Annotated in this window: 17 protein-coding genes and 1 tRNA gene; 6 read left to right on the top strand and 12 right to left on the bottom strand. The window is 72.0% G+C overall.

All coding sequences use genetic code 11. The features are described 5' to 3' along the window. The first annotated feature begins 69 nt into the window (after positions 1-69). Positions 70-2220, top strand: coding sequence for an MMPL family transporter (locus ACZ56E_RS24730; protein WP_471217367.1), 2151 nt, complete (start codon positions 70-72; stop codon positions 2218-2220). Here ACZ56E_RS24730 and ACZ56E_RS24725 read toward each other — a convergent pair. The 8 genes from ACZ56E_RS24725 to ACZ56E_RS24690 all read right to left on the bottom strand — a co-directional run bounded on the left by ACZ56E_RS24725 (position 2195) and on the right by ACZ56E_RS24690 (position 10718). Further along, a complete protein-coding gene (locus ACZ56E_RS24725) occupies positions 2195-2527 on the bottom strand; it encodes a hypothetical protein (protein WP_398298089.1) in 333 nt (110 codons plus the stop codon). The genes ACZ56E_RS24730 and ACZ56E_RS24725 overlap by 26 nt on opposite strands. Positions 2528-2607: 80 nt before the next feature. After that, entirely contained in the window at positions 2608-3285 is a 678-nt protein-coding gene (locus tag ACZ56E_RS24720; RefSeq protein ID WP_471217366.1) for a LuxR C-terminal-related transcriptional regulator, read from the bottom strand. After that, positions 3246-4574, bottom strand: coding sequence for a sensor histidine kinase (locus ACZ56E_RS24715; protein WP_471217364.1), 1329 nt, complete (start codon positions 4572-4574; stop codon positions 3246-3248). Before ACZ56E_RS24715 ends, ACZ56E_RS24720 begins: the two co-directional genes overlap by 40 nt. Positions 4575-5225: 651 nt before the next feature. Next, on the bottom strand, positions 5226-6887 hold the full coding sequence (locus tag ACZ56E_RS24710) for an AMP-binding protein (RefSeq protein ID WP_471217362.1): 1662 nt from the start codon (positions 6885-6887) through the stop codon (positions 5226-5228). Positions 6888-7055: 168 nt separating this feature from the next. Continuing rightward, positions 7056-7658 (bottom strand): lytic polysaccharide monooxygenase auxiliary activity family 9 protein, encoded by a 603-nt coding sequence (locus tag ACZ56E_RS24705; RefSeq protein ID WP_468601463.1) that lies wholly within the window; start codon positions 7656-7658, stop codon positions 7056-7058. 78 nt (positions 7659-7736) lie between these two features. Beyond that, positions 7737-8381: a nucleoside/nucleotide kinase family protein gene (locus tag ACZ56E_RS24700; RefSeq protein WP_471217360.1), complete on the bottom strand. Its 645-nt coding sequence runs from the start codon at positions 8379-8381 to the stop codon at positions 7737-7739. Beyond that, positions 8365-9537 (bottom strand): SPFH domain-containing protein, encoded by a 1173-nt coding sequence (locus ACZ56E_RS24695; RefSeq protein WP_471217767.1) that lies wholly within the window; start codon positions 9535-9537, stop codon positions 8365-8367. Before ACZ56E_RS24695 ends, ACZ56E_RS24700 begins: the two co-directional genes overlap by 17 nt. A gap of 77 nt (positions 9538-9614) precedes the next feature. Further along, the gene (locus ACZ56E_RS24690; RefSeq protein WP_471217358.1) at positions 9615-10718 is read right to left on the bottom strand and encodes a peptidoglycan-binding protein; all 1104 of its coding nucleotides are present in this window, start codon (positions 10716-10718) and stop codon (positions 9615-9617) included. A gap of 209 nt (positions 10719-10927) precedes the next feature. On the opposite strand from ACZ56E_RS24690, the gene ACZ56E_RS24685 reads away from it, so the two are divergent. The 4 genes from ACZ56E_RS24685 (at position 10928) to glxA (ending at position 15737) form a co-directional block, all read left to right on the top strand. Then, positions 10928-11001 (top strand) — tRNA-Lys (locus ACZ56E_RS24685). Positions 11002-11090: 89 nt separating this feature from the next. Next, positions 11091-11804 (top strand): FadR/GntR family transcriptional regulator, encoded by a 714-nt coding sequence (locus tag ACZ56E_RS24680; protein WP_468601469.1) that lies wholly within the window; start codon positions 11091-11093, stop codon positions 11802-11804. Between the two features lie 109 nt (positions 11805-11913). Further along, the gene (locus ACZ56E_RS24675; protein WP_471217356.1) at positions 11914-13800 is read left to right on the top strand and encodes a glycosyltransferase family 2 protein; all 1887 of its coding nucleotides are present in this window, start codon (positions 11914-11916) and stop codon (positions 13798-13800) included. After that, entirely contained in the window at positions 13800-15737 is a 1938-nt protein-coding gene (glxA, locus tag ACZ56E_RS24670) for a radical copper oxidase GlxA (protein WP_471217354.1), read from the top strand. Before ACZ56E_RS24675 ends, glxA begins: the two co-directional genes overlap by 1 nt. A gap of 3 nt (positions 15738-15740) precedes the next feature. Here the strand turns inward: glxA and ACZ56E_RS24665 are convergent, their stop codons facing one another. Further along, on the bottom strand, positions 15741-16772 hold the full coding sequence (locus ACZ56E_RS24665) for a glycoside hydrolase family 6 protein (protein ID WP_471217353.1): 1032 nt from the start codon (positions 16770-16772) through the stop codon (positions 15741-15743). Between the two features lie 454 nt (positions 16773-17226). On the opposite strand from ACZ56E_RS24665, the gene ACZ56E_RS24660 reads away from it, so the two are divergent. Then, the gene (locus ACZ56E_RS24660) at positions 17227-17697 is read left to right on the top strand and encodes an ANTAR domain-containing protein (protein WP_471217351.1); all 471 of its coding nucleotides are present in this window, start codon (positions 17227-17229) and stop codon (positions 17695-17697) included. A gap of 291 nt (positions 17698-17988) precedes the next feature. Here ACZ56E_RS24660 and ACZ56E_RS24655 read toward each other — a convergent pair whose 3' ends face one another. From ACZ56E_RS24655 to ACZ56E_RS24645, 3 genes are read right to left on the bottom strand one after another with little or no spacing between them, the layout of a single operon-like run. Next, positions 17989-18654, bottom strand: a complete 666-nt coding sequence (locus tag ACZ56E_RS24655) for a class F sortase (protein WP_471217350.1) — start codon at positions 18652-18654, stop codon at positions 17989-17991. 15 nt (positions 18655-18669) lie between these two features. After that, positions 18670-19218 (bottom strand): hypothetical protein, encoded by a 549-nt coding sequence (locus ACZ56E_RS24650; RefSeq protein WP_471217348.1) that lies wholly within the window; start codon positions 19216-19218, stop codon positions 18670-18672. Between the two features lie 59 nt (positions 19219-19277). Continuing rightward, positions 19278-20057: an HAD-IIA family hydrolase gene (locus tag ACZ56E_RS24645; RefSeq protein ID WP_468601481.1), complete on the bottom strand. Its 780-nt coding sequence runs from the start codon at positions 20055-20057 to the stop codon at positions 19278-19280. Positions 20058-20131: the final 74 nt, after the last annotated feature.

Below are 20131 nucleotides of genomic sequence, written 5' to 3'. Positions count from 1 at the left end.
GCGGTGATTCGCGGGGGCGGTTCCGGGACGACTCTGGGCGGACAGTCCGGTCACTCCCCAGGAGCCGTCATGCTCGCCACCTTCGCCCGGACGGCGACACGCCGCCCGCTCACCGTGATCGCCGTGTGGATCTGCCTGCTCGTCCTCGGACTCGGCTTCGGGAGCCGGGTCTTCGGGGATCTGACCTCGACGGTGGAGGACGTGCCGGACAGCGAGTCGGTCGTCGCCGACGAGCTCCTCGACGACCTCGACCCGTCCGGCGCCACCATCACCGCCGTCGTCTCGGGCCGCGGTGACGTCGACCGGCCGCGGCTGCGCGCCGAGGTCGACCGTGCCGTCGCCGCGGTGCGCGCCCTGCCCGGCGTCGCCGAGGTCCCCCACCCCTACGACCGGCGCGGCCTCATCGCCGACGACAGCCGGGCGCTGCTGATCCCCGTCACCCTCAAGGGCGGACTCGACGACGACGCCGAGGAGGACACCGTCGGCGACGCGGCCGACCTGATCCGTGAGATCGACGCGGCCGACGTGGCCGTCAGCGGCGGCCCCCTGCTCGGCGAGCAGCTGGGCACGCGGGCCCAGGAGGACGTCGCCAAGGCCGAGTTGATCACGCTGCCCGCCGTGCTGCTGGTGCTGTTGCTCATCTTCGGCGGCCTGCGCGCGGCGGGGCTGCCGCTGCTCGTCACCGTCAGCGGCGTCGCCGGGGCCTTCCTGATCCTGTACGGCTTCAGCCTGCTCACCGACATCTCCGTCTACGCCGTCCAGATCGTCACCATGCTCGGGCTCGGACTCGCCGTGGACTACGCGCTGTTGATGGTCGTCCGCTTCCGCGAGGAGCGGGCACGGGCGCTCGATGTCGCCGAGGCCGTGCACGCGACGGTCGCCCGTGCCGGGCGCACCGTCCTCTTCTCCGGCCTGACCGTCGCGATCTGCCTCTCCGGCCTGCTCTGGTTCCCCAGCCCGTTCCTCCGCAGCATGGGCCTCGCGGCCGGAGCGGTGGTGGTCGTCGACATGCTGGCGGCGCTGACGCTGCTGCCTGCGCTGCTCGCCCGGTTCGGCGGGAAGATCTCGGCAGCGGGGGCGGGGCGAGTCGGGGCACGCGGGGGTCTGAAGACACGGGACGGGGAGGTCTTCGCGCGGGTGGGGCGGTTCGCCGCGCGGCGGGCGGTCGCCGTGCTCGTGCTGGTGGGGGCCGTTCTCGTCGTCCTCGCCGTGCCCGCCTTCGGGATGCGCATCAGCATCGGCGACGCCCGGCAGCTGCCGCACGACACCGAGGCCCGGCAGCTCCACGACACCGTGCGCGAACACTTTCCGCCCGACGTCGGCACCGACCCCGTGAGCGTCCTCGTCCGCCCCGGCGCCCCCGCCGACTGCGAGCGCAAGATCCGTGCGCTGCCCGGCATCGCGGCGTCCGAACGCCAGCGTCTCCGCGACGGCACCGTCCTGCTCGAACTCACCCCGGAGGGCTCCGTCGACGGGCCGACCGCGACCGGCCTCGTCGAACGCGTCCGCGACCTGCGCGGCGCCGAACCGGTCCAGGTCACCGGCAACGCCGCCCGCCTCGTCGACTTCCGCTCGATGCTCGCCGACCGCGCCCCCTGGGCCGTACTGACCGTCCTCGCCGGCCTGTTCACGCTGCTCTTCGCCTTCACCGGGTCCGTCCTGCTCCCGCTGCGCACCCTCGCCACCACGCTGCTCAGCCTCGTCGCCGCGCTCGGCGTCGTGACCTGGGTGTTCCAGCACGGGCGCGGGGCGTCGCTGCTCGGCGGCGAGGGGCTCGGCGCGCTGAGCCTGACGGCGCCGCCGCTCATCATCGCCATCGCGTTCGGACTCGCCATGGACTACGAGCTGTTCATCCTCTCCCGGATGCGGGAGAGCTGGGCGGAGACCGGCGACCACCGCACCGCCGTCGTCGAGGGCCTGCGCCGCTCCGGGCGCGTGGTCAGCTGCGCGGCGCTGCTCCTGGCCATCGTGTTCGCCGGGTTCATGACCGGCGGCTTCTCACCGATCCTGCAGATCGGGCTGGGTCTGACCCTGGCCGTCCTCATCGACGCGACCGTGGTCCGCATGTTGCTGGTCCCGGCGACGATGGCACTGCTCGGGAGCCGGGCCTGGTGGGCGCCAGGGCCGCTGCGGCGCCTCCACGACCGTTATGACGTACGGGAGTTCGAAACCGTGTCTCCGTTCGAGCAAGGTGCTACGACAGAACGAAACCGTCCATGACCAGCGCCGCCGCGAGCCCCGCGGCAAGGAGCCAGGTGCCGAGCCTGGTCCGGCCGCGGCGGCTCAGCTCGATCACTCCGCCGCAGAGGATGAGCAGCAGTCCGTAGACCCCGACGACGAGGACGGACGATCGGCTCGCCAGCCGCAGCGCGAGGACCACCGCCGCCGCGGCCATCAGCAGCGAGGCCGCGGCGATGCGGGCGCGCCGGGCGCGGGCGGCGGGGGTGGGCGCCTCGTTCTCCGGGGTGTCCGGGGTGCCCTGCGGGGTGTCGCTCGGGGCCGGGGTGGTCTGGTCTGGCGCGCTCATGGACCAGGATCGTAATCGGTCACACGCGCGGTTTTACCGACTTGTGTTCGTTCACCACGGATTCCTCACGCCCGGATTCCTCACGCCCGCAGATACGTGAGGACCGCGAGGACCCTGCGGTGCGTGCCGTCCGCCGGCGGCAGGTTCAGTTTCCCGAGGATGTTGCCGATGTGCTTGCCCACCGCCGCCTCGGAGACGACGAGTTCGGCGGCGATCGCCGCGTTCGACCTGCCCTCGGCGACGAGGGCGAGCACCTCGCGCTCGCGCGGGGTGAGCTGCTCCAGCGGGTCGCGGCGGCGGCGCAGCAACTGCCGTACGACCTCCGGGTCGACGACCGTGCCGCCCTCCGCGACCGTCGTCAGCCCGTCGATGAACTGCTCGACCTGGCCCACGCGGTCCTTCAGGAGATAGCCGACGCCCGTGCCGTCACCGGTGTCCAGGAGCTCGGCCGCGTAGGACCGCTGGACGTACTGGCTCAGCACGAGCACCGGGAGCGTCGGCCGTGCCGCCCGGAGCGCGACGGCCGCCCGCAGCCCCTCGTCCTGGAACCCGGGCGGCATCCGCACGTCGGTCACCACGATGTCCGGGTCGTACGCCGACACGGCGTCCCGCAGCGCGTTCGCGTCGCCCACCGCGGCGACCGTCTCGTGCCCGAAGCGGGCCAGTACGCCGACCAGCCCCTCGCGCAGCAGCACGCTGTCCTCGGCGAGGACGACTCTCAGGCTTCGGCCGCCGGTCGGACTGCTGCTGCTTGGCACGGGATCTCCACGGACAGGGTGGTCGGGCCGCCCGGTGGGCCGGCGACCGTCAGTGTGCCATCGAGGACGGCGAGCCGGTCCGCGAGGCCGGTGAGCCCCGTGCCGCGGGCCGGGTCGACGCCGCCGCGGCCGTCGTCGCGCACCTCGATGCGGAGTACACCGTGTACACCGCCCGTGTGGGCGGCGGTGATGCGGGCCCGGGTGGCGCCGCTGTGCTTGCCGATGTTGGTGAGGGCCTCGCGGACCGCGAAGTAGGCGGCGGACTCGACGGCTTCGGGCAGCCGCGGGAGGGGGATGCCGTCGTCGCTTTCCATCTCCGTCTCCACGGGGACGGCCGAACGGTCCGCGGCGTCCTCGACTGCCGCGGCGAGGCCGTAGTCGGCGAGCACTTGGGGGTGGATGCCGCGGATCAGCTCGCGCAGCTCCGTGAGGACGCGGCCCGCCTCGTCGTGCGCGGTCGCGAGCTGCGCGGCGAGGGGGCTGTCCGGGGGTGCGTCGAGCCGGGCGAGCCCGAGGACCATGGTGAGAGCGACAAGCCGCTGCTGCGCCCCATCATGCAAGTCCCTCTCGATACGGCGGCGTTCGGCCTCGAAGGCGTTCACGAGGCGGGCGCGTGAACGGGTGACCTCCGCGAGGGCGTCGGCGGTTTCCGCCTCGCGCGGGGCGAGGAGGAGGCGGGTGAACGCGGCGCGGGCCGCGGCGTAGGCGCCCAGCGGGTACGCGAGGGCGAGAAGCAGGACGAGCCCCAGCAGCGCGGTGCCCCACGCCGCGGGGTACGACTCCACGAGCCACAGCTTGGCGGGCCGGACCCCTCCCTGCCCCGGGCTCCCCGGGCCGCCGGTCAGGGCGAGGTGGGCGGGGGCGGCGAGGAGCAGGCCGGGGAAGGCGGTGGTGCAGGCGAGGACGAGGAGGTCGAGGGGCCACAGGACGAGGGCGAACAGGACGGTGTACGCGAGTTCGCGCCAGGTCGCCTGCTCCTTCGTCCGGAGCCGGAACCAGGCGGGGATGCCGGGGGTGGTGGGGGTGCGGTGGGGGGTGGGCGCGGGGGTGGGCTCGACGAGAAGCAGGCGGCGGCGCTCCAGGGCGGCGACCGGGACACCGGCGAAGGCGAGGGCGCCGAGGAGGGGGATGCCGATGAGGACGAGACTGAGGAGGACCCCTACGGTGGTGAGGACGACCCCCATGACGAGAATCCCGGCACCGAGGATCGCCCCGCCCAGCAGGTACACGGCACTGCGCCAAGGCACAGCACGCTCCGAACAGCGGACCACCACACTCCCCCGGACCATGGCCCTACGGTAGACGGATGCTGGCGGGGTTCGCCTTCTGCCCGTCTGTGGGGCGGGGCCGCGGGGGTATGTGCGTACTCGCCATCCCTGCGCCCCGCTGCCCGAACAAAGACGCCAGAGCCGGCTCGGTGCTCCGTTCGCACATACCCCCACGTCCCCTCGCGAGCGCGAGCGGCTGCGGCCCGGTGGGGGCCTTGCGCCTTCCCCTGCGGGCGCGCTTGCGCCTGCGGCCCGGCGGGGGTTGCGCCTTCCCCTGCGGGCCGTCGCGGGGAAACAGCCCGCCCGCCCCTACCTCCGCAGGACGGGGCGGGGCAGTCCCCTACCTGCCCGCCCCCATCCCCGCAGGACGTCATGGGGTACACCCACCCACCCGCCCCTACTCCCGCGGAACGTCGCGGGGTGAACCCCCGCCCGCCCTCCCCTACTCCCGGAGGGCGTCGCGGGGCGACCCCCACCCACCCGCCCCTACTCCCGCAAGGCGTCGCGGGGTAAACGGGTGGGTGGGTGGGAGGCATCCGCCGCGAAGCGGCGGGCTTGGGGCCCCTACTCCCGCTGGACGGTGCGGGGTGAACGGGTGGGTGGGTGGGAGGTATCCGCCGCGGAGCGGCGGGCTTGTCGCCCCTACCCCCGCGGGACGGCGCAGGGCAGCAGTCACCGGTCCAACAGCATCGTGCGGGAGTGCGCGGCGTACCTCGTCAGGAGGGAGGACACGTCGGAGGGTGTGAGGCGCCGGTAGGACCCGGAGCCCGGGGGGCGCCACCAGACGGGGTCCTCGCAGAGGAACGCCTCACGCCGCAGCAGCCCCCGCGCCACCTTGTTCGTCCCAGTCGTCGGCATCCCCCGCACCACCCGGACATACGTAGGAGCCATCTTCGTCCCCAAGTCCGGTTGGGAGAGGAGGAAGTCCGCGAAGGAGCGCGGGTCGAAGGGGACGTCGGGCGGTGGGGCCAGCGCCGCCATGACCTGGTCGCCCGCCACCGGGTCGGGCACCGCGTACACCGCCACGGCCACCGCCCCCACGTACCGCGCGAGAATGTTCTCGATCACCGCCGCCGCCAGGTTCTCACTGTCCACCCGCAGCCGGTCGTCCGTACGCCCCGCGAAGTACAGGAACCCCGCGGTGTCGCGGTAGAAGAGGTCACCCGTCCAGTACCAGCCGTCGCGGCACCGTTCCGCCTGCGCCTCCTCGTTGCGCCAGTACCCCTCGAAGGGGTTCGGGCCCCGGTTGACCAGTTCCCCTATGGCAGTCGTGCCGTTCAGGAGGCGCCCGTCCGCCCCGAATCGAGCCGGTTCGCACTCCCGCCGCGTCTCCGGGTCCACCACCGCGAGGTCGTCCCCGGGCGCCGCGCGCCCGATCGCCCCGGCGGGCGTGCCGGAGGTGCGCTGGATGGCCGCGCCGCCCTCGGAGGAGCCGTACCCCTCGACGAGCCGCACGCCGAAGCGTTCCTCGAAGCGCGCCGCGTCCACCGCCCCCGCCTCGGTCCCGAAGCCGACGCGCAGCGGGTTCTCCCGGTCGTCGGGCCGCTCGGGCGTGGCCAGGATGTACTGGACCGCCCGGCCCACATACGTGAAGTACGTCGCGTCGAACTCCCTGACGTCCGGCAGGAAGCCCGACGCGGAGAAGCGGGACCGGAGCGCCACCCCCGCCCCCGCGGCCAGCGCCGGGGCCCAGTCCGCGATCACCGCGTTGCCGTGGAACATGGGCATGCAGATGTAGTGGGTGTCGGAGGCCCGGATGCCGAAGTGGCCCACCAGTGAGCGGCCCGCTGCGGCCAGCCTGCCCTGGCTGCAGATCGCCGCCTTGGGCGCGCCCGTCGAGCCGGAGGTGAAGTAGAGCAGCATGCGGCTGCCGGGGCGCACGGTCCGGGCGATCTCCGGTTTCGCGTCGGCGTAGGGGGCCAGCAGGTCGGCGTAGGCCTCGGTGTCGGTCACGAGGACGCGTACGCCCGGGAGTTCGAGCCCTTCGAGGAGTGGCAGGTGTGCCTGTTCCGTCACGAGGAGCGTGCAGTCGGTGTGCAGGATGTCGCGGGCCAGCTCCGCGCCGCGCCGCGTGGGGTTGATGCCGGCGACCGCCGCGCCCGCGAGCGCGGCCGCGCTCAACCACAGGGGGAATTCAGGGGTGTTGTCGAGCAGGACGCCGATGTGGCGTTCGCCGTGCGGGGGCAGCAGGTCGGTGAGGAGCGCGGCCCTGGCCGCCGCGCCGGCCGTCACCTGGTGGTGGGTCAGCCGCCCGCCCGTGTGGCGCAGGCCGGTGCGGTGATCGCCCCAGCGCGCCTGTACGAGTTCCGCGACCGTGGTTCCGGTGCTCTCCATGGCCGCGCACGGTAATTGATGGAGCGTCAGATGGGGAGTCCGACGCGTGTTCACGTACGGCTCCGCGCACGCCGTGTGGTCAGGACGGCGTGCGCGGAACCTACCCGAGGGGTGCGGGGAAGACCCTCGGGCCCTGGTCGGAACCGGCCGGGACGCGGGGAGACCTCGTCAGAACTGGACGTCCGAGCAGGCGTAGAACGCGTTCGTCGTGTCCGCGACCGTCCAGACGGCGACGATCACGTGGTGGCCGCTGCGGCCACCGGGGATGGTGCCGCTGTGCGACAGGGTCGCGGGCGGCTGCTGGCTGTTGTAGGGAACGCTGAGGAACGGCGTGGTGTCCAGGGCCGCCCTGGTCACCGCCTTGCTGTCGTCCCAGCCCTGCTTGGTGATGTAGTACTTGAAATCGGTGGTGCGGTGGCGCGCGGTGAACTGCCAGCGGAACGTGTAGTTCTGGCCGCCGCTCACCTTCGTGGTCGGCCAGGCCGCGCCGCCGGGCGTCTTGGGCGAGTTGAGCTGGTTGAAGCCCGCGATGCCCGCCGAGCAGATCTTGCCGTCGGCCGGACCCCCGGCGGGGAAGCCCTTCGGGCCCTCGACGCTCTGTGGTTCGTACTGGATGGAGCCACAGTTGGCCACCACGCCCTTGGCGCAGTTGATCTGCCGGCTGGCCGGCAGGTCCGTGTAGCCGTGGCTGCTGGCGCCACCGGAGGAGAGCGCGAACGCGCCGACCGTGCCGAGGCCGACCAGGGCCGCGTACATCTTCTTGTTTCGCATGTGCCGCTCCTGCCGAACGTGGGGAGTTCCGTGGGACGTGCGCGCACTGCGGTCTAGACCAAGTTCAGATTATTGCCGTTAGTTGAACATGTCCATACCAATCTCGGAGAGGATCCGTCCGCATCTCCCCCGCGACGTCTCCACAAGTTCACCGTTGGGCTCGTCGTTCGCCGCGACCCAGGCCGCGGCCTCCCCCGGCGACCTGCCGCCCGCCAACTGCCGTTCGACGAGGCGCCGTTGACGTACCTCCGCTGGTGAGTCGAGGTACCAGCACTCCGCCATGAGGCCGTACGCGGCGCGCCAGCCCGGCAGGTCGCAGGCGAGGTAGTTCCCCTCGGTGATCACGAGGCGGGCGGAGGGCGGGACGAGGTGCCGGGCCGCGACCGGTTCGTGGAGCGTGCGGTCGTAGTCGGGTACGTAGATGTCGTGCCCCGGGTCGTCGAGCACCCGGCGCAGCAGCGCGACATATCCCGCCACGTCGAAGCTGGGCTCCGAGCCCTTGCGCCCGGTAAGGCCGAGCCGCGCCAGCTGACCGTTGGACAGGTGGAAGCCGTCCAGCGGCAGATACGCGGCGTCCGCGCCGATCCGCTCCACCAGGGCTCGCGCGAGCGTCGACTTGCCGGTGCCGGGCGGTCCCGCGATCCCGAGGACGGCGCGCGGGACGCCGGCCGTCAGCCTCCGGGCGTCGGCGGTGAGACGGGCGAGGTCATCGGTGTTCTCCATGGCCCGTATAGAACGCCACCGTCAGGTCCTTCACCAAGGCCTTGCGCTCGTAGTCGTCGAGATCCACGAGGCCCCGCGTGGTCAGCCGCGTCACCGTGTCCTCGACCGAGTCGACCACCGAGGTCAGGACCGTGTCGCGGTGCCGCGCGTCCAGGGCGGCGACCCGGCGGCGCCGCATCGCGTCGGCGACCTCGGGGGCGTACTCGATACGGGTCGGCTGCGCCGAGAAGATCTCGACGCCGACCGCCTCCGCGTCCGCGGCGAGCGTCCGGGTCAGCGCGGCGCCGACGGCCTCGGCGTCGCGCAGGGTGGGGGCGTCGTCGTGGAAGGCGTCGGCGGGCAGCCGCGAGAGGACCCGGGCCGTGGTCGCCTCCACGCACTCCCGCAGATACTCCTGGTGGTCCTCGACCGCGAGCGTCGCCCGCGCGGGGTCCTTCACCCGCCACACGACGAGCAGTACGACGCGCAGGGCGACGCCGCCGCGGTCCACGGCCGGCATCGGCTCGCTCCGCCAGTGCCGCAGCCGTACGTCGACACGGCGGCGCAGCAGCAGCGGGTTCACCCACATCAGGCCGGTGCGGCGGACGGTGCCCCGGTAGCGGCCGAAGAGGCTCAGCACCCAGGCCCTGCCGACCCGGCCGCGGGCGAGCCCGCCGAACCCGAAGAGGCCGAGCGCCCCCGACCCGGCGAGCGACGCCCACTGCGCGGGCCCGAGCCGGATGCCCTCGTGGCCCGGCAGTCCCGTCACCGCCAGTACGGGCTCGGGCAGCACCCCCGCCCACCACAGCGAGAGCGCGCACCCCGCGACGCCCGCGCAGCCGCCGAGCACCCCGGCGAGGCCGGGCAGGACACGGGCCCGCCGCTCCACGAGAGCCGGGTCGACGTCGGGCACGGGCCGGGCGACCGGGGCGGCGAGGGGCACCGCCGCCGGGCGGCGCGGCGTCCGCGGCTGCTCCCCCGTGCCCCGCCTGCGCCGCACCACGGCGGGCGGCAGCGCGACGCCCGTCACGTCGTCCGGATCGTCGCGGAAGAGCAGGTGGACAGGGATCTCGGTGGTGGCCTCGCTCTGGATCACCCGCGGCAACCGCGTGACGCCCGTCCCGGGCCCCCCGTCGGCCCGCGGGACCGGTGACTCTGAAGCTGCCGTCGCGCTCATCCCTGCCTCCGCCTCGACCTTGTCCGGCTCCCGCACCTCCGCGCGCTCCGGCAGCGCGCGTCCACCCACCACTCCGCTCACCGGAACAACCGCCGCCACGTCTCCGGCCCCGGGAAGCCGTCCGCCGCCGCGCCCCGCCAGCCCTGGGCGCGCTGGAACGCCTCCACGTTGCGCCGGTCGCTCTCGCTCCAGGAGCGGCTCGGGCCCCGCGCGTAGTGCCGGCCGAAGCCCTTGCGCACCAGCTGTCTGCCGAGCCGCTCGATCGCCGCGTGCGACTGGCCCGGGCGGAAGACGCCCCGGCCCGGATAGGCGGGCACACCCGCACCGCCGGAAGAGGCGGAACCGGCACCGCCGTCCCCCTGCGTCACCTTGGTGCCGGCGTCGGTCGGCGCGGTGGCCGCAGGTGCCGGGCCGGCCGGGGGGCCGACGCCGACGCCCTTGTGGCGATAGGGCACGTAGCGGTCCTTGTACGTCCAGTAGCCATAGGGAGTGGACTGTTTACGGGCGTGCGGGCGGGCCAGTTCGTACGCGAGGTAATGCGTGCGCGTGTGGTCCGTCCAGCCCCCGAAAATGGTCACGTGCGAGCCATTGGTGGGGTTCGCCGGATTGTGGAAGAGAAGAATGTCGCCGGGCTGCAGCTGGTCCTTCGAAATACGCGTCGCGTACGAGTCGAGGCTGCCCGTCCATTCGTTGCCGCCGAGGTTCCAGGCCATGGAGACAAAGCCGGAGCAGTCCTGCCGATAGCCGTCGGGCCGGTACTTCTCCATGCTGTACGGGACCTTCTCGGCGACCCACGCCTTGGCCCGGTTGATGATCTCCGCCCGGGTGGTCGCCCGGACCCCGCTCCCCCCGGGTGCGCCCGGCAGGCCCGCGCCGGGGCGGCCGTGCAGCGGGCTCACCGTGCCCTGCGGGGTGTCGGGGCCGTCGTCCGCCGGGCCCGCTGCCGGTCCTGCCGGACGGCTTCCCACCTCGGCCGATGCCACCGCGGGCAGCGTCTGGCCGCCGAGCACCGTGCCGGCCGCGGCGGCGAGGACGAGGGCGCGGCGCGCGCCGTGCGCCGCGGGGTGACCGCCGAGCCGCGGGGGCAGCGCGTGCGCCGTCGTGCGGCGCCGGTGAATACAGCCGGGACAGTCGCAGTCGCTCTCGGGGGTGAATTCCTCGAACAGCGGAGCGGCCTCCATGCGATTCCCCTCACACCCCGGAAAAGAATGTTCGCGCATCTGCACGTCCGTCAGTTTCTCAACTGTCCCGGGATATCGCATGTTGACGGTCCGAATGATGGATCGGGCCGCCGCCGGGCTCCGCCCGCGCCCGGCGGGGGCCCCGCCGGGCGGCCGCCGGATGGTCGGGACCACTCCTCGGTGTCCGGTAGAGTTATCCACGTCAGCAGGCGCCGCTAGCTCAGTTGGTTAGAGCAGCTGACTCTTAATCAGCGGGTCCGGGGTTCGAGTCCCTGGCGGCGCACAGACAGCGAAGGCCCTCCGTTCACGCGGGGGGCCTTCGTCGTGTCCGCGCGGGGCCGGTCCCCGCATCCGTACCGCTACCGTGTCGCCATGGCGCGCGACATCCAGGAGCGGATCAAGAAGCTCATCATCGATTCCAGGCTGCCCTCCGGCGCCTCCCTGCCGACGGAGCCCGAGCTGATGGAGCGCCTGGGGGTCAGCAGGAACTCCGTGCGGGAGGCCCTGAAGGCGCTCCAGGCGATGGGGATCGTGGAGATCCGGCACGGTTTCGGGACGTATGTCGGTCCGATGTCCGTCGCGCCGATGATCGAGGGCCTTGCCTTCCGTACGGTCGCGGGCCACTACCGCGGCGAGGACAGCCTGCTCCAGCTCCTGGAGCTGCGCGAGGCCGTGGAGACCGGGCTCATCGCACGCCTCGCGGGCCGCGTCCCGGACGACGACCTGGCAGAACTCGACGCCCTGGTGGAACGGATGGAGGCCGAGGCGGCGTCCCCGGAGGGCGCCGTGCACGCCGAGACCGACCGCGCATTTCACGCCACGCTCTACCGCGGTCTGGGAAACCTGCTGCTCGGCGAGGTTCTGGAGGCGTTCTGGGACGCTTTCCACAAGGTTCGGACCGACCTGGTGGACGTCCCGCTGGATCCCCGGGTCACCTGCCGCCAGCACCGGGAAATCCTCGCCGCGGTGCGCTCGGGCGACGTTCTCCGCGCTGAGCAGGCCATACGCGAGCACTTCGGCAACATCCGTACCCGGCTGAGCTCACCCGTCCCAGCAGACACTCCACATCGCACGTATGACCGGTAAACCCCTTGTTTTCGCTCTTGCGATCATGCCGTAAGGCGTAGAACCCTGGCGGTGCCAGGGGGGCAGCATGCGAACGACCACGCGGTGGACCGCGTGCGGGGGGATGCTCATGACGTCGACGCCGACGGGCGCCCGACCGAACGACCCGTCAGATACGACCCGGCTGCGGGTGCCGTCGCACGGAACCGGCGGGTTCCGCAGAATCAAGAAGACCCTGCCGCGGTACGACTACGAGCACTACAGCCGGCTCGCCGGGCCCCTGACCCGGCCCGATCCGGGCAAGCCCTACAGGGTGGGGTACCGCTCGCTGCTCTCGCAGGAGCCGCACAGGATCCGGGCCGCGCTGATGCTGGGCGCGGCCCCACTGCTCTCCCTCGTCCTGCTCGGCTGGCTGCTCCAGCCCGAGCACTGGACGGAGCGGGACCACGTCGCGAACGACTGGCTGCCGGTCCTCGACGTCGTCATGCTCATATCGATCGGTCTGATCGAGTTCTTCCGCTGCATGAACGTGCTGTCGAACGCGCACGCCACGCTCGTCGCCCGGGACCCGATACCCGTGGTCCCCGAGACCGGCACCAGAGTCGCCTTCCTCACCTCCTTCGTGCCCGGCAAGGAGCCGATCGAGATGGTGACGAAGACGCTGGAGGCCGCGGTCAGGATCCGGCACCGCGGCCCGATGCACGTATGGCTCCTCGACGAGGGCGACGACCCCGAGGTCAAGGAGGTCTGCCGGCGGCTCGGCGTGCACCACTTCTCCCGCAAGGGCGTGGCGCAGTGGAACACGGCCAAGGGCCCGCACCGCGCCAGGACCAAGCACGGCAACTACAACGCCTGGCTGGCCGCGCACGGCGACGCCTACGACTACTTCGCGTCGGTGGACACCGACCACGTCCCCATGCCGAACTACCTGGAGCGGATGCTCGGCTTCTTCCGCGACGAGAATGTCGGCTTCGTCATCGGCCCGCAGGTCTACGGTAACTACGACAACTTCGTCACCAAGGCCGCCGAGTCGCAGCAGTTTCTCTTCCACGCGCTGATCCAGCGCGCGGGCAACGCGTATGGCGCCCCGATGTTCGTCGGCACGTCCAACGCGGTCCGCATCAAGGCCCTCAAGCAGATCGGCGGCCTGTACGACTCGATCACCGAGGACATGGCGACCGGCTTCGAGATCCACCGCGCCACGAACCCGGCGACCGGCAAGAAGTGGAAGTCGGTCTACACCCCGGACGTGCTCGCGGTCGGCGAGGGCCCGAACGCCTGGACGGACTTCTTCACACAGCAGCTGCGCTGGTCCCGCGGCACGTACGAGACGATCCTCAAGCAGTTCTGGAAGGCGCCGTTCTCCCTGCCCCCGGGCCGCCTCTTCAACTACACGATGATGGTCATCTTCTATCCGATGTCCGCCATGAACTGGATCCTGGCCGCGCTGAGCTGCGCGCTGTTCCTGGGGCTCGGCGCGTCCGGCGTGAACATCGACCCGACCATCTGGCTGATGCTGTACGGCAACGCCTCCGCGCTGCAGATCGGCCTGTACATCTGGAACCGCAGGCACAACGTCTCCCCGCACGAGCCCGAGGGCTCCGGTGGGGTGGCGGGCATGGTGATGTCGGCGCTCTCGGCGCCGATCTACGCGCGCTCACTGCTCGACGCCGCCCTGCGCCGCAAGAGCAAGTTCGTGGTGACGCCCAAGGGCGACTCGGCGAGCCCGGACACTCTGTTCGGGACCTTCCGGATCCACCTGTTCTTCATCCTGGTCTTCGGCGGCTCGATGGCCGCCTCCTTCGTGTACGGGCACTCCCATCCCGCGATGATCGTCTGGGCCGCGTTCGCCCTGCTGATCACGGCCGCGCCGGTCTTCGCGTGGCGCTGGGGCATGCGGCAGGACAGGAAGAAGCCCGGGCCGCCCGCGCCGGACGTGCTCGTCCCGCGGCGGAAGCCCAGCTGGGCCGCCCCGCCCGGCCAGGCCCTGCGGATCTCCCTTGGGGGACGTGAGTGATGAAAGAGCGTGCCGGCCGTCGCCGCGCCCGCCGCATCGCGATAGGCGCGGCGGTCGTCCTCGCGCTGGCGGGGCTGAACGGCCCGTGGCTGTGGCGCGTGGGCTCCGAGAAGTACCACGAGTACAAGATCAACAGGCCGGAGTACAAGGCGGACAACGGCCACTGGGACGTGCTCGACTTCCCCGAGGAGTACCGCCAGAACACCATCCACGCGGCGCTCCTGCACACGGGCAAGGTCCTGCTGGTCGCCGGGTCGGGCAACAACCAGAAGAACTTCGACAGGAAGAAGTTCGACACCCGGCTGTGGGACCCGGTCAAGAACACGGTCAAGAAGATCCCGACGCCCACCGACCTGTTCTGCACGGGCCACACCCAGCTGGGCAACGGCAATCTGCTGATCGCGGGCGGCACCCAGCGCTACGAGAAGCTGAAGGGCGACGTCACCAAGGCCGGCGGCCTGATGATCGTCCACAACGAGGACCCGGACGAGCCGAAGACGATCCCGGCGGGCACCGAGTTCACCGGGAAGAAGAACGGCAGGACGTTCGTCTCCCAGGACAGCGTGCTGGTCGAGAAGGCGAAGAAGGTCTTCGACAAGCGGACCGGCCGGTTCCTGCGCACCGAGCCGGGCCTCGGCCGGGTCTATGTGGAGGCGGCGAGGAGCGGCGCCAAGTACGAGACGGGGACCCAGGACAACTACCGCATCCGGGGCCTGAAGGGCTCCGACACCCGCAACGTCTACGGCATGGCGCAGAAGCTCGCGCTGGACAAGAAGGACTTCCAGGGCATCAAGGACACCTTCGAGTTCGACCCGGTCGCCGAGCGGTACATCAAGGTCGACCCGATGAACGAGGCGCGCTGGTACCCCACGCTGACCACGCTCGCCGACGGCAGGATCCTCTCCACCTCGGGCCTCGACGAGATCGGCCAGCTGGTGCCGGGCAAGAACGAGGTGTACGACCCGAGGACGAAGAAGTGGACGTACACGAAGGGGATCCGCCAGTTCCCGACGTATCCCGCGATCTTCCAGCTGCCCGACGGCAAGCTCTTCTACTCCGGTTCGAACGCGGGCTACGGCCCCGACGACGTCGGCCGCAGGCCCGGCATCTGGGACCTGCGGACCAACAAGTGGCGGGGCGTCCCCGGCCTGAGCGACCAGAAGCTCCTGGAGACCTCGGGCACGGTCGAGCTGCCGCCCGCGCAGGACCAGAAGTACCTGGTCGTCGGCGGCGGTGGCGTCGGCGAGTCCAAGGAGTCCAGCGAGAAGACCCGCGTCGTCGACCTGACGGCGGACGAGCCGCGCTTCGTCGACGGGCCCCCGCTGGAGAAGGGCACGCGCTATCCGCAGATCTCGACGCTGCCCGACGACACCGTGCTGATCTCGGGCGGCTCCGAGGACTACCGCGGGCGCGGCGACTCCAACATCCACCAGGCGCGGATCTACGACGCGAAGACCGGGAAGATGCGGCGGGTCGCCGACCCCGAGGTCGGCCGCAACTACCACGCCGGTTCGGTCCTGCTGCCCGACGGCCGCGTGATGTTCTTCGGCTCCGACTCGCTCTACGCCGACGAGGCCAACTCCAAGCCCGGCGTCTTCGAGCAGCGCATCGAGATCTACACGCCGCCGTATCTGTACGGCGGTGCACGGCCGACGCTCGGCGCGGGACCGAAGACGATCGGACGGGGCGAGTCGGGGACGTTCCCGACGAAGCACGCGTCGGCCGTCAGGACGGCCCGCCTCATCAGGCCGAGTGCGTCGACGCATGTCACGGACATCGACCAGACGTCGATCGCGCTCGGCCTGAAGAAGGCGCGCAGCGAGGTCACGGTGACGGTCCCGAAGAACCGGAGTCTGGTCGAGTCCGGCTGGTACATGCTCTTCGTCACGGACGACGAGGGCACACCCAGCAAGGCCCGCTGGGTACGGGTGCCGTAGCCCCTAACGGGCCGCCTTCGCCAGGCCCAACGCGTATTCGGGCCACCACTCGCCCGCCTTCGGGCCGCCCCGGCACGTGCCGTCGGACTCGCCGGGGCGCTTGACCCAGAGGTAGGCGTCGACGAGCGGGTCGGACGTCCTGGTGGTGGGCTCCTCGCCGAGGGCCCGGCCCGGCGGGTTGCACCAGGGGTCCTTGCCCTCGGTGTACGGTCCCGCGCCGTTGCGCCCCGTGTCGATGACGAACGGCTTGCCGCCGATCCTCGCCGAGAGGTTCTTGCCGAACTCGGTGCTGGTTTCGGTGGTCTGGAAGTTGGAGACGTTCACCGCGAAGCCGTCGGCCTGCTCGACGCCGGACCGCTTCAGCGGCTCCCAGAGGGCGTCGGGGTCCTGCCATCCCGCATTGCCCGCGTCGAGGTACACCTTCGTGTTCTTCAGGGACTTGAGCTTCTCGACGGCGCCCCTGAGGAGGTCGTAGCGCTCCTCGTGGAACTGCCCCGGCGTGCAGTTGTCGACCAGGTGGAGGACCGCGTCGGGCTCCAGGATCACCGTGGCGCGCCGGTCGCCGATGCCCTTGGCGACCTGGTCGACGAAGGCGCGGTACGCGTTGCCGTCGGCCGCGCCGCCGCCGGAGTACTGGCCGCAGTCGCGGTGCGGGATGTTGTAGACGACGAGGAGCGCGTCGCGGTCGGCCTTCTCCGCCGCCTCGGTGAAGCCGCGGGCCTGGTCCTCCGCGTTCTCCGGGACGAGCCACTCGGCGACCGGCTGCTCGGCTATCCGCCGGATCAGCTCGGCGTCGTCCTTCCTGCCTTCCTTGGTGTACGCGGCGACCTGCTTGGCCGCGTTGCCCTCCGGGTTGACCCAGTACGGGTCCTTCTCCTTGGGCTGCTGCTTCACCGGCCCGCTCGACGTGTCGTCCTCAGAGCCGCCGTCGGAGGAGCACCCGGAGAGGAGCAGCGCGGCCCCCGCGAGCGCCGCTCCCGACCTCACCCCCAGGGCCGCGAAAGCGCGTCCGCGGCCGGTGTGTTTGCTGTACATCCACTCCCCCTTGGGTGTACTGGCCTTGCCTCAATCGTGGCATACCGACCCCCTTCCCACGAGGCCCGCCGGGCCCGGCGCAGGGAGCTGTACGAGAGCCGTTACAGGCCGCCCGGGGCGGGGTAGGCGCAGTCCGCGGGGAGTGGAGGTGCATGGGACATGCGAGACCGCGACAGCGAACTGCGGCTTGCGGAAGTCCTGGTGGAGACCGCGGACACCCTGACCGACGACTTCGACCTCGGCCGCTATCTGAGGCGTCTCGCCGACCGCTGCGTGGAGTTGCTCGGCGCCCGGGGCGCCGGGGTGATGTACACCGGCGGCGTCGACGACGTCCTCCTCGCCGTCTGTGAGTGCCATCGGGCGGCGGTCCAGGAGCTGTTGGAGATCCAGCACCTCGGCGGCCCGTGCGTGGAGAGCTTCGGTACCGGCGAGCCCGTGGCGCCGGTGCGGATCGATGACGCGGAGGCCCGCCGGCCCGCCGGCCGCGCGGGCCGGCGAGTACGGCATCGCGGAGACGTACGCGGTGCCGATCCGACGGAACGGCACGGTGCTGGGCGCGGTCAACGTCTTCGTGGCGGCGCACCGCACGGCGGGCGCCGCGAGCGGGCCGACGTCCGAGCGCGAGGTGCGGATCGCGCAGGCGCTCGCCGACGCCGCGGCGACCGGGCTGCACAACCACCGCACCCACTTCGCGTGCCGGCTGCTGTCCGAGCAGCTCCAGACCGCGCTGGACAGCCGCATCCGGGTCGAACAGGCCAAGGGGATACTCGCCGAGCGCTGGCAGACGGGCATGGACGAGGCGTTCGAGGCGATGCGGAGCTACGCACGCAGGGAACGGCAGGTCGTCGACCTGGTCGCCGCCCAGGTGATCAAGGGGTTGATCGATGCCGAGACACTCCGCCGAGGCAGGTCCCGCCCCTCTTGAAGGCCCACCACCTGCGCTGATCACGCAGTGAGAGGGGCCCGCGACGTGGCGTCATTCTGCCTCGATCGCCCCCTAGGCCCGGGCGCTCATTCGTTCTACAGTTCTTGCACGGCCCAAGCCCCCGGCCAGTCGGCCATTCCGCGTTTCGGAATGGTCCCCGTACCTCCCGCGCCGGCGCCGGGTTTCTCCCGCAGCCCGTGCGCGCGCGGTCGAGGACCAGCCCGGTCGGCGGCTCCGGGGGGAGCGGGCCGCCGACCGGGCCAGGTGCGGGAGCCGTACACCTGGGAGCTCCTACCGCACGCCCGTGAGGTAGGCCGAGACGATCACGTTGGCCGAGTACGTGCGGGCGGTCTTGTCGAAGACGCCGCCGCAGGTGATGAGCCGCAGCTCGGCGCGGCCCTCCTGGTGCGGGCCGTAGGCCTTCTCCGCGTCGAAGCGCGCCCGGGTGACGACCCGGACGTCGTCCACCGTGAACTCCGCGACCGTGCCGTCGTCGCGGGCCACCCTGATCCGTTCGCCGGCGCGCAGCGCGCTCAGGTCGTAGAAGACGGCCGGTTCGGTCTCGGTGTCGACGTGGCCGACGAAGAGGGCCGGTCCCGGCTCGCCGGGCCGGGCGCCGCCCGCGTACCAGCCGACGGTGTCGGCCTGCGCGAAGGACGGCGGGTCGATCGCGCCGTCGGCGTCCAGGCCGCGGGCCGCCACCGGGGCCCGCACCTCCAGCGAGGGCACGTCGACGCGTTGCGGGCGTGCGGGCGCCAACGGCTCGTGGGCGGGCGGCAGTTCGACGCCGAGGGGGCGGCCGACCGCGGCCACGTCGCCCGTGGCGGGCGCGGACATTCCGCCGCGCAGGCCGCCGGAGATGTCACTCCCCCAGAGCCAGAGGCCGACCAGGAGGACCGCCCAGGCGACGCCGGTCAGCAGGCGTCCCGAGCCGGTCGCGCGTCCACCGCCGGACACGGTTCCGTCCGCCCGTCACTCGGAGCGGCGCCGGCGGCGGACGCTGCGGAACGCGACGGCCACGGCGGCGACGCCGGCGAGGACCAGGCCGATCACGGCGTGCCGGGTGCCGGGTCCCGCCTCCTCCGCCTCGGCCGAGGTGGCGGTGGTCAGCGGTGCGGCGCCGCCGCCGCCGGCCCGCACCGGGGAGACCGGGGCCGGGTCGGGCCGGCCCACCTGGACCGTGCCGACGCCCTGGTGCGGGTGGCCGTCACAGGTGACCGTGACGTCGAACGTCCCGGTGACACCGCGCCTGATCTTGGTGCTGCCGTTGAGCGCGTACTTGCCGCCGTCGCGGCCGGTGAGCTCGGCGTCGCCCTCGAAGGCGCCCGACCCCGCCGTACCTGTGGTGCCCCCGCAGCCCGAGACGCTCACCTCGACGGTGGCGCCGGGCTCGGCACCGGCCGGGGTGACGGTGGCCCGTACCGAGTCCTTGTCGTGGGCCTGGGCCGCGCCGGCGGGCAGGGCGGCCGCCAGGACGACGGCCACCCCGGCCCGACGGAGAGCTAGGGAACGTATACGCATCGTGAACCTCCACTTACGAGGTTCACCCGCCCCGGGCGACTCCGCATCTCGGCGGGCGGCTAGACGCGGTCGACGAGGTCCGCGATGGAGTCGACGATGTTCGAGGGGCGGAAGGGGTGGCGGTCGATGTCGGCCCGGCTCGTCAGGCCGGTGAGCACCAGGAACGTCTCCATGCCGGCTTCGAGCCCGGCGAGGACGTCCGTGTCCATGCGGTCGCCGATCATCGCGCTGGTCTCCGAGTGCGCGCCGATCGCGTTCAGACCGGTCCGCATCATCAGCGGGTTGGGCTTGCCCGCGAAGTACGGGTTCTTGCCGGTCGCCTTGGTGATCAGCGCCGCGACGGCGCCGGTGGCGGGCAGCGGGCCCTCCGTGGAGGGTCCCGTCTCGTCGGGGTTGGTGCAGATGAAGCGGGCCCCGCCGTTGATGAGGCGGACGGCCTTGGTCATGGCCTCGAAGGAGTACGTGCGGGTCTCGCCGAGCACCACGTAGTCCGGGTCGTGGTCGGTGAGGACGTACCCGATGTCGTGCAGGGCGGTGGTCAGGCCCGCCTCGCCGATGACGTACGCGGTGCCGCCGGGGCGCTGGTCGTCGAGGAACTTGGCGGTGGCGAGCGCGGAGGTCCAGATGTTCTCGACGGGCACGTCGAGGCCCATGCGGTTCAGCCGGGCCTGGAGGTCGCGCGCGGTGTAGATGGAGTTGTTCGTCAGGACCAGGAAGGGCTTGCCGGACTCGCGCAGCTTCTTGATGAAGGCGTCGGCGCCGGGGATCGGCACTCCCTCGTGGATGAGCACGCCGTCCATGTCGGTGAGCCACGATTCGATGGGCTTGCGCTCTGCCATGGGGTGCACTCCTGCGGTGTACGGGGTGGCTGGGGCGCCGGAACAGCGCTGTGCCGACAGCCCACAGCCTAGTC

The organism is Streptomyces sp. NPDC039480, from assembly GCF_055597165.1.
The sequence above is the reverse complement of the archived record's forward strand: the minus strand, read 5'-3'. Positions and strand labels throughout refer to the sequence as shown.

Excerpts from the sequence above, each read along its gene's own strand:
- ACZ56E_RS24730 (WP_471217367.1), top strand. The coding sequence starts at position 70 with ATGCTCGCCACCTTCGCCCGGACGGCGACACGCCGCCCGCTCACCGTG.
- ACZ56E_RS24725 (WP_398298089.1), bottom strand. The coding sequence starts at position 2,527 with ATGAGCGCGCCAGACCAGACCACCCCGGCCCCGAGCGACACCCCGCAG.
- ACZ56E_RS24715 (WP_471217364.1), bottom strand. The coding sequence starts at position 4,574 with ATGGTCCGGGGGAGTGTGGTGGTCCGCTGTTCGGAGCGTGCTGTGCCT.
- ACZ56E_RS24710 (WP_471217362.1), bottom strand. The coding sequence starts at position 6,887 with ATGGAGAGCACCGGAACCACGGTCGCGGAACTCGTACAGGCGCGCTGG.
- ACZ56E_RS24705 (WP_468601463.1), bottom strand. The coding sequence starts at position 7,658 with ATGCGAAACAAGAAGATGTACGCGGCCCTGGTCGGCCTCGGCACGGTC.
- ACZ56E_RS24700 (WP_471217360.1), bottom strand. The coding sequence starts at position 8,381 with ATGGAGAACACCGATGACCTCGCCCGTCTCACCGCCGACGCCCGGAGG.
- ACZ56E_RS24695 (WP_471217767.1), bottom strand. The coding sequence starts at position 9,537 with ATGAGCGCGACGGCAGCTTCAGAGTCACCGGTCCCGCGGGCCGACGGG.
- ACZ56E_RS24690 (WP_471217358.1), bottom strand. The coding sequence starts at position 10,718 with ATGGAGGCCGCTCCGCTGTTCGAGGAATTCACCCCCGAGAGCGACTGC.
- ACZ56E_RS24680 (WP_468601469.1), top strand. The coding sequence starts at position 11,091 with ATGGCGCGCGACATCCAGGAGCGGATCAAGAAGCTCATCATCGATTCC.
- ACZ56E_RS24675 (WP_471217356.1), top strand. The coding sequence starts at position 11,914 with ATGACGTCGACGCCGACGGGCGCCCGACCGAACGACCCGTCAGATACG.
- glxA (WP_471217354.1), top strand. The coding sequence starts at position 13,800 with ATGAAAGAGCGTGCCGGCCGTCGCCGCGCCCGCCGCATCGCGATAGGC.
- ACZ56E_RS24665 (WP_471217353.1), bottom strand. The coding sequence starts at position 16,772 with ATGTACAGCAAACACACCGGCCGCGGACGCGCTTTCGCGGCCCTGGGG.
- ACZ56E_RS24660 (WP_471217351.1), top strand. The coding sequence starts at position 17,227 with ATGACGCGGAGGCCCGCCGGCCCGCCGGCCGCGCGGGCCGGCGAGTAC.
- ACZ56E_RS24650 (WP_471217348.1), bottom strand. The coding sequence starts at position 19,218 with ATGCGTATACGTTCCCTAGCTCTCCGTCGGGCCGGGGTGGCCGTCGTC.
- ACZ56E_RS24645 (WP_468601481.1), bottom strand. The coding sequence starts at position 20,057 with ATGGCAGAGCGCAAGCCCATCGAATCGTGGCTCACCGACATGGACGGC.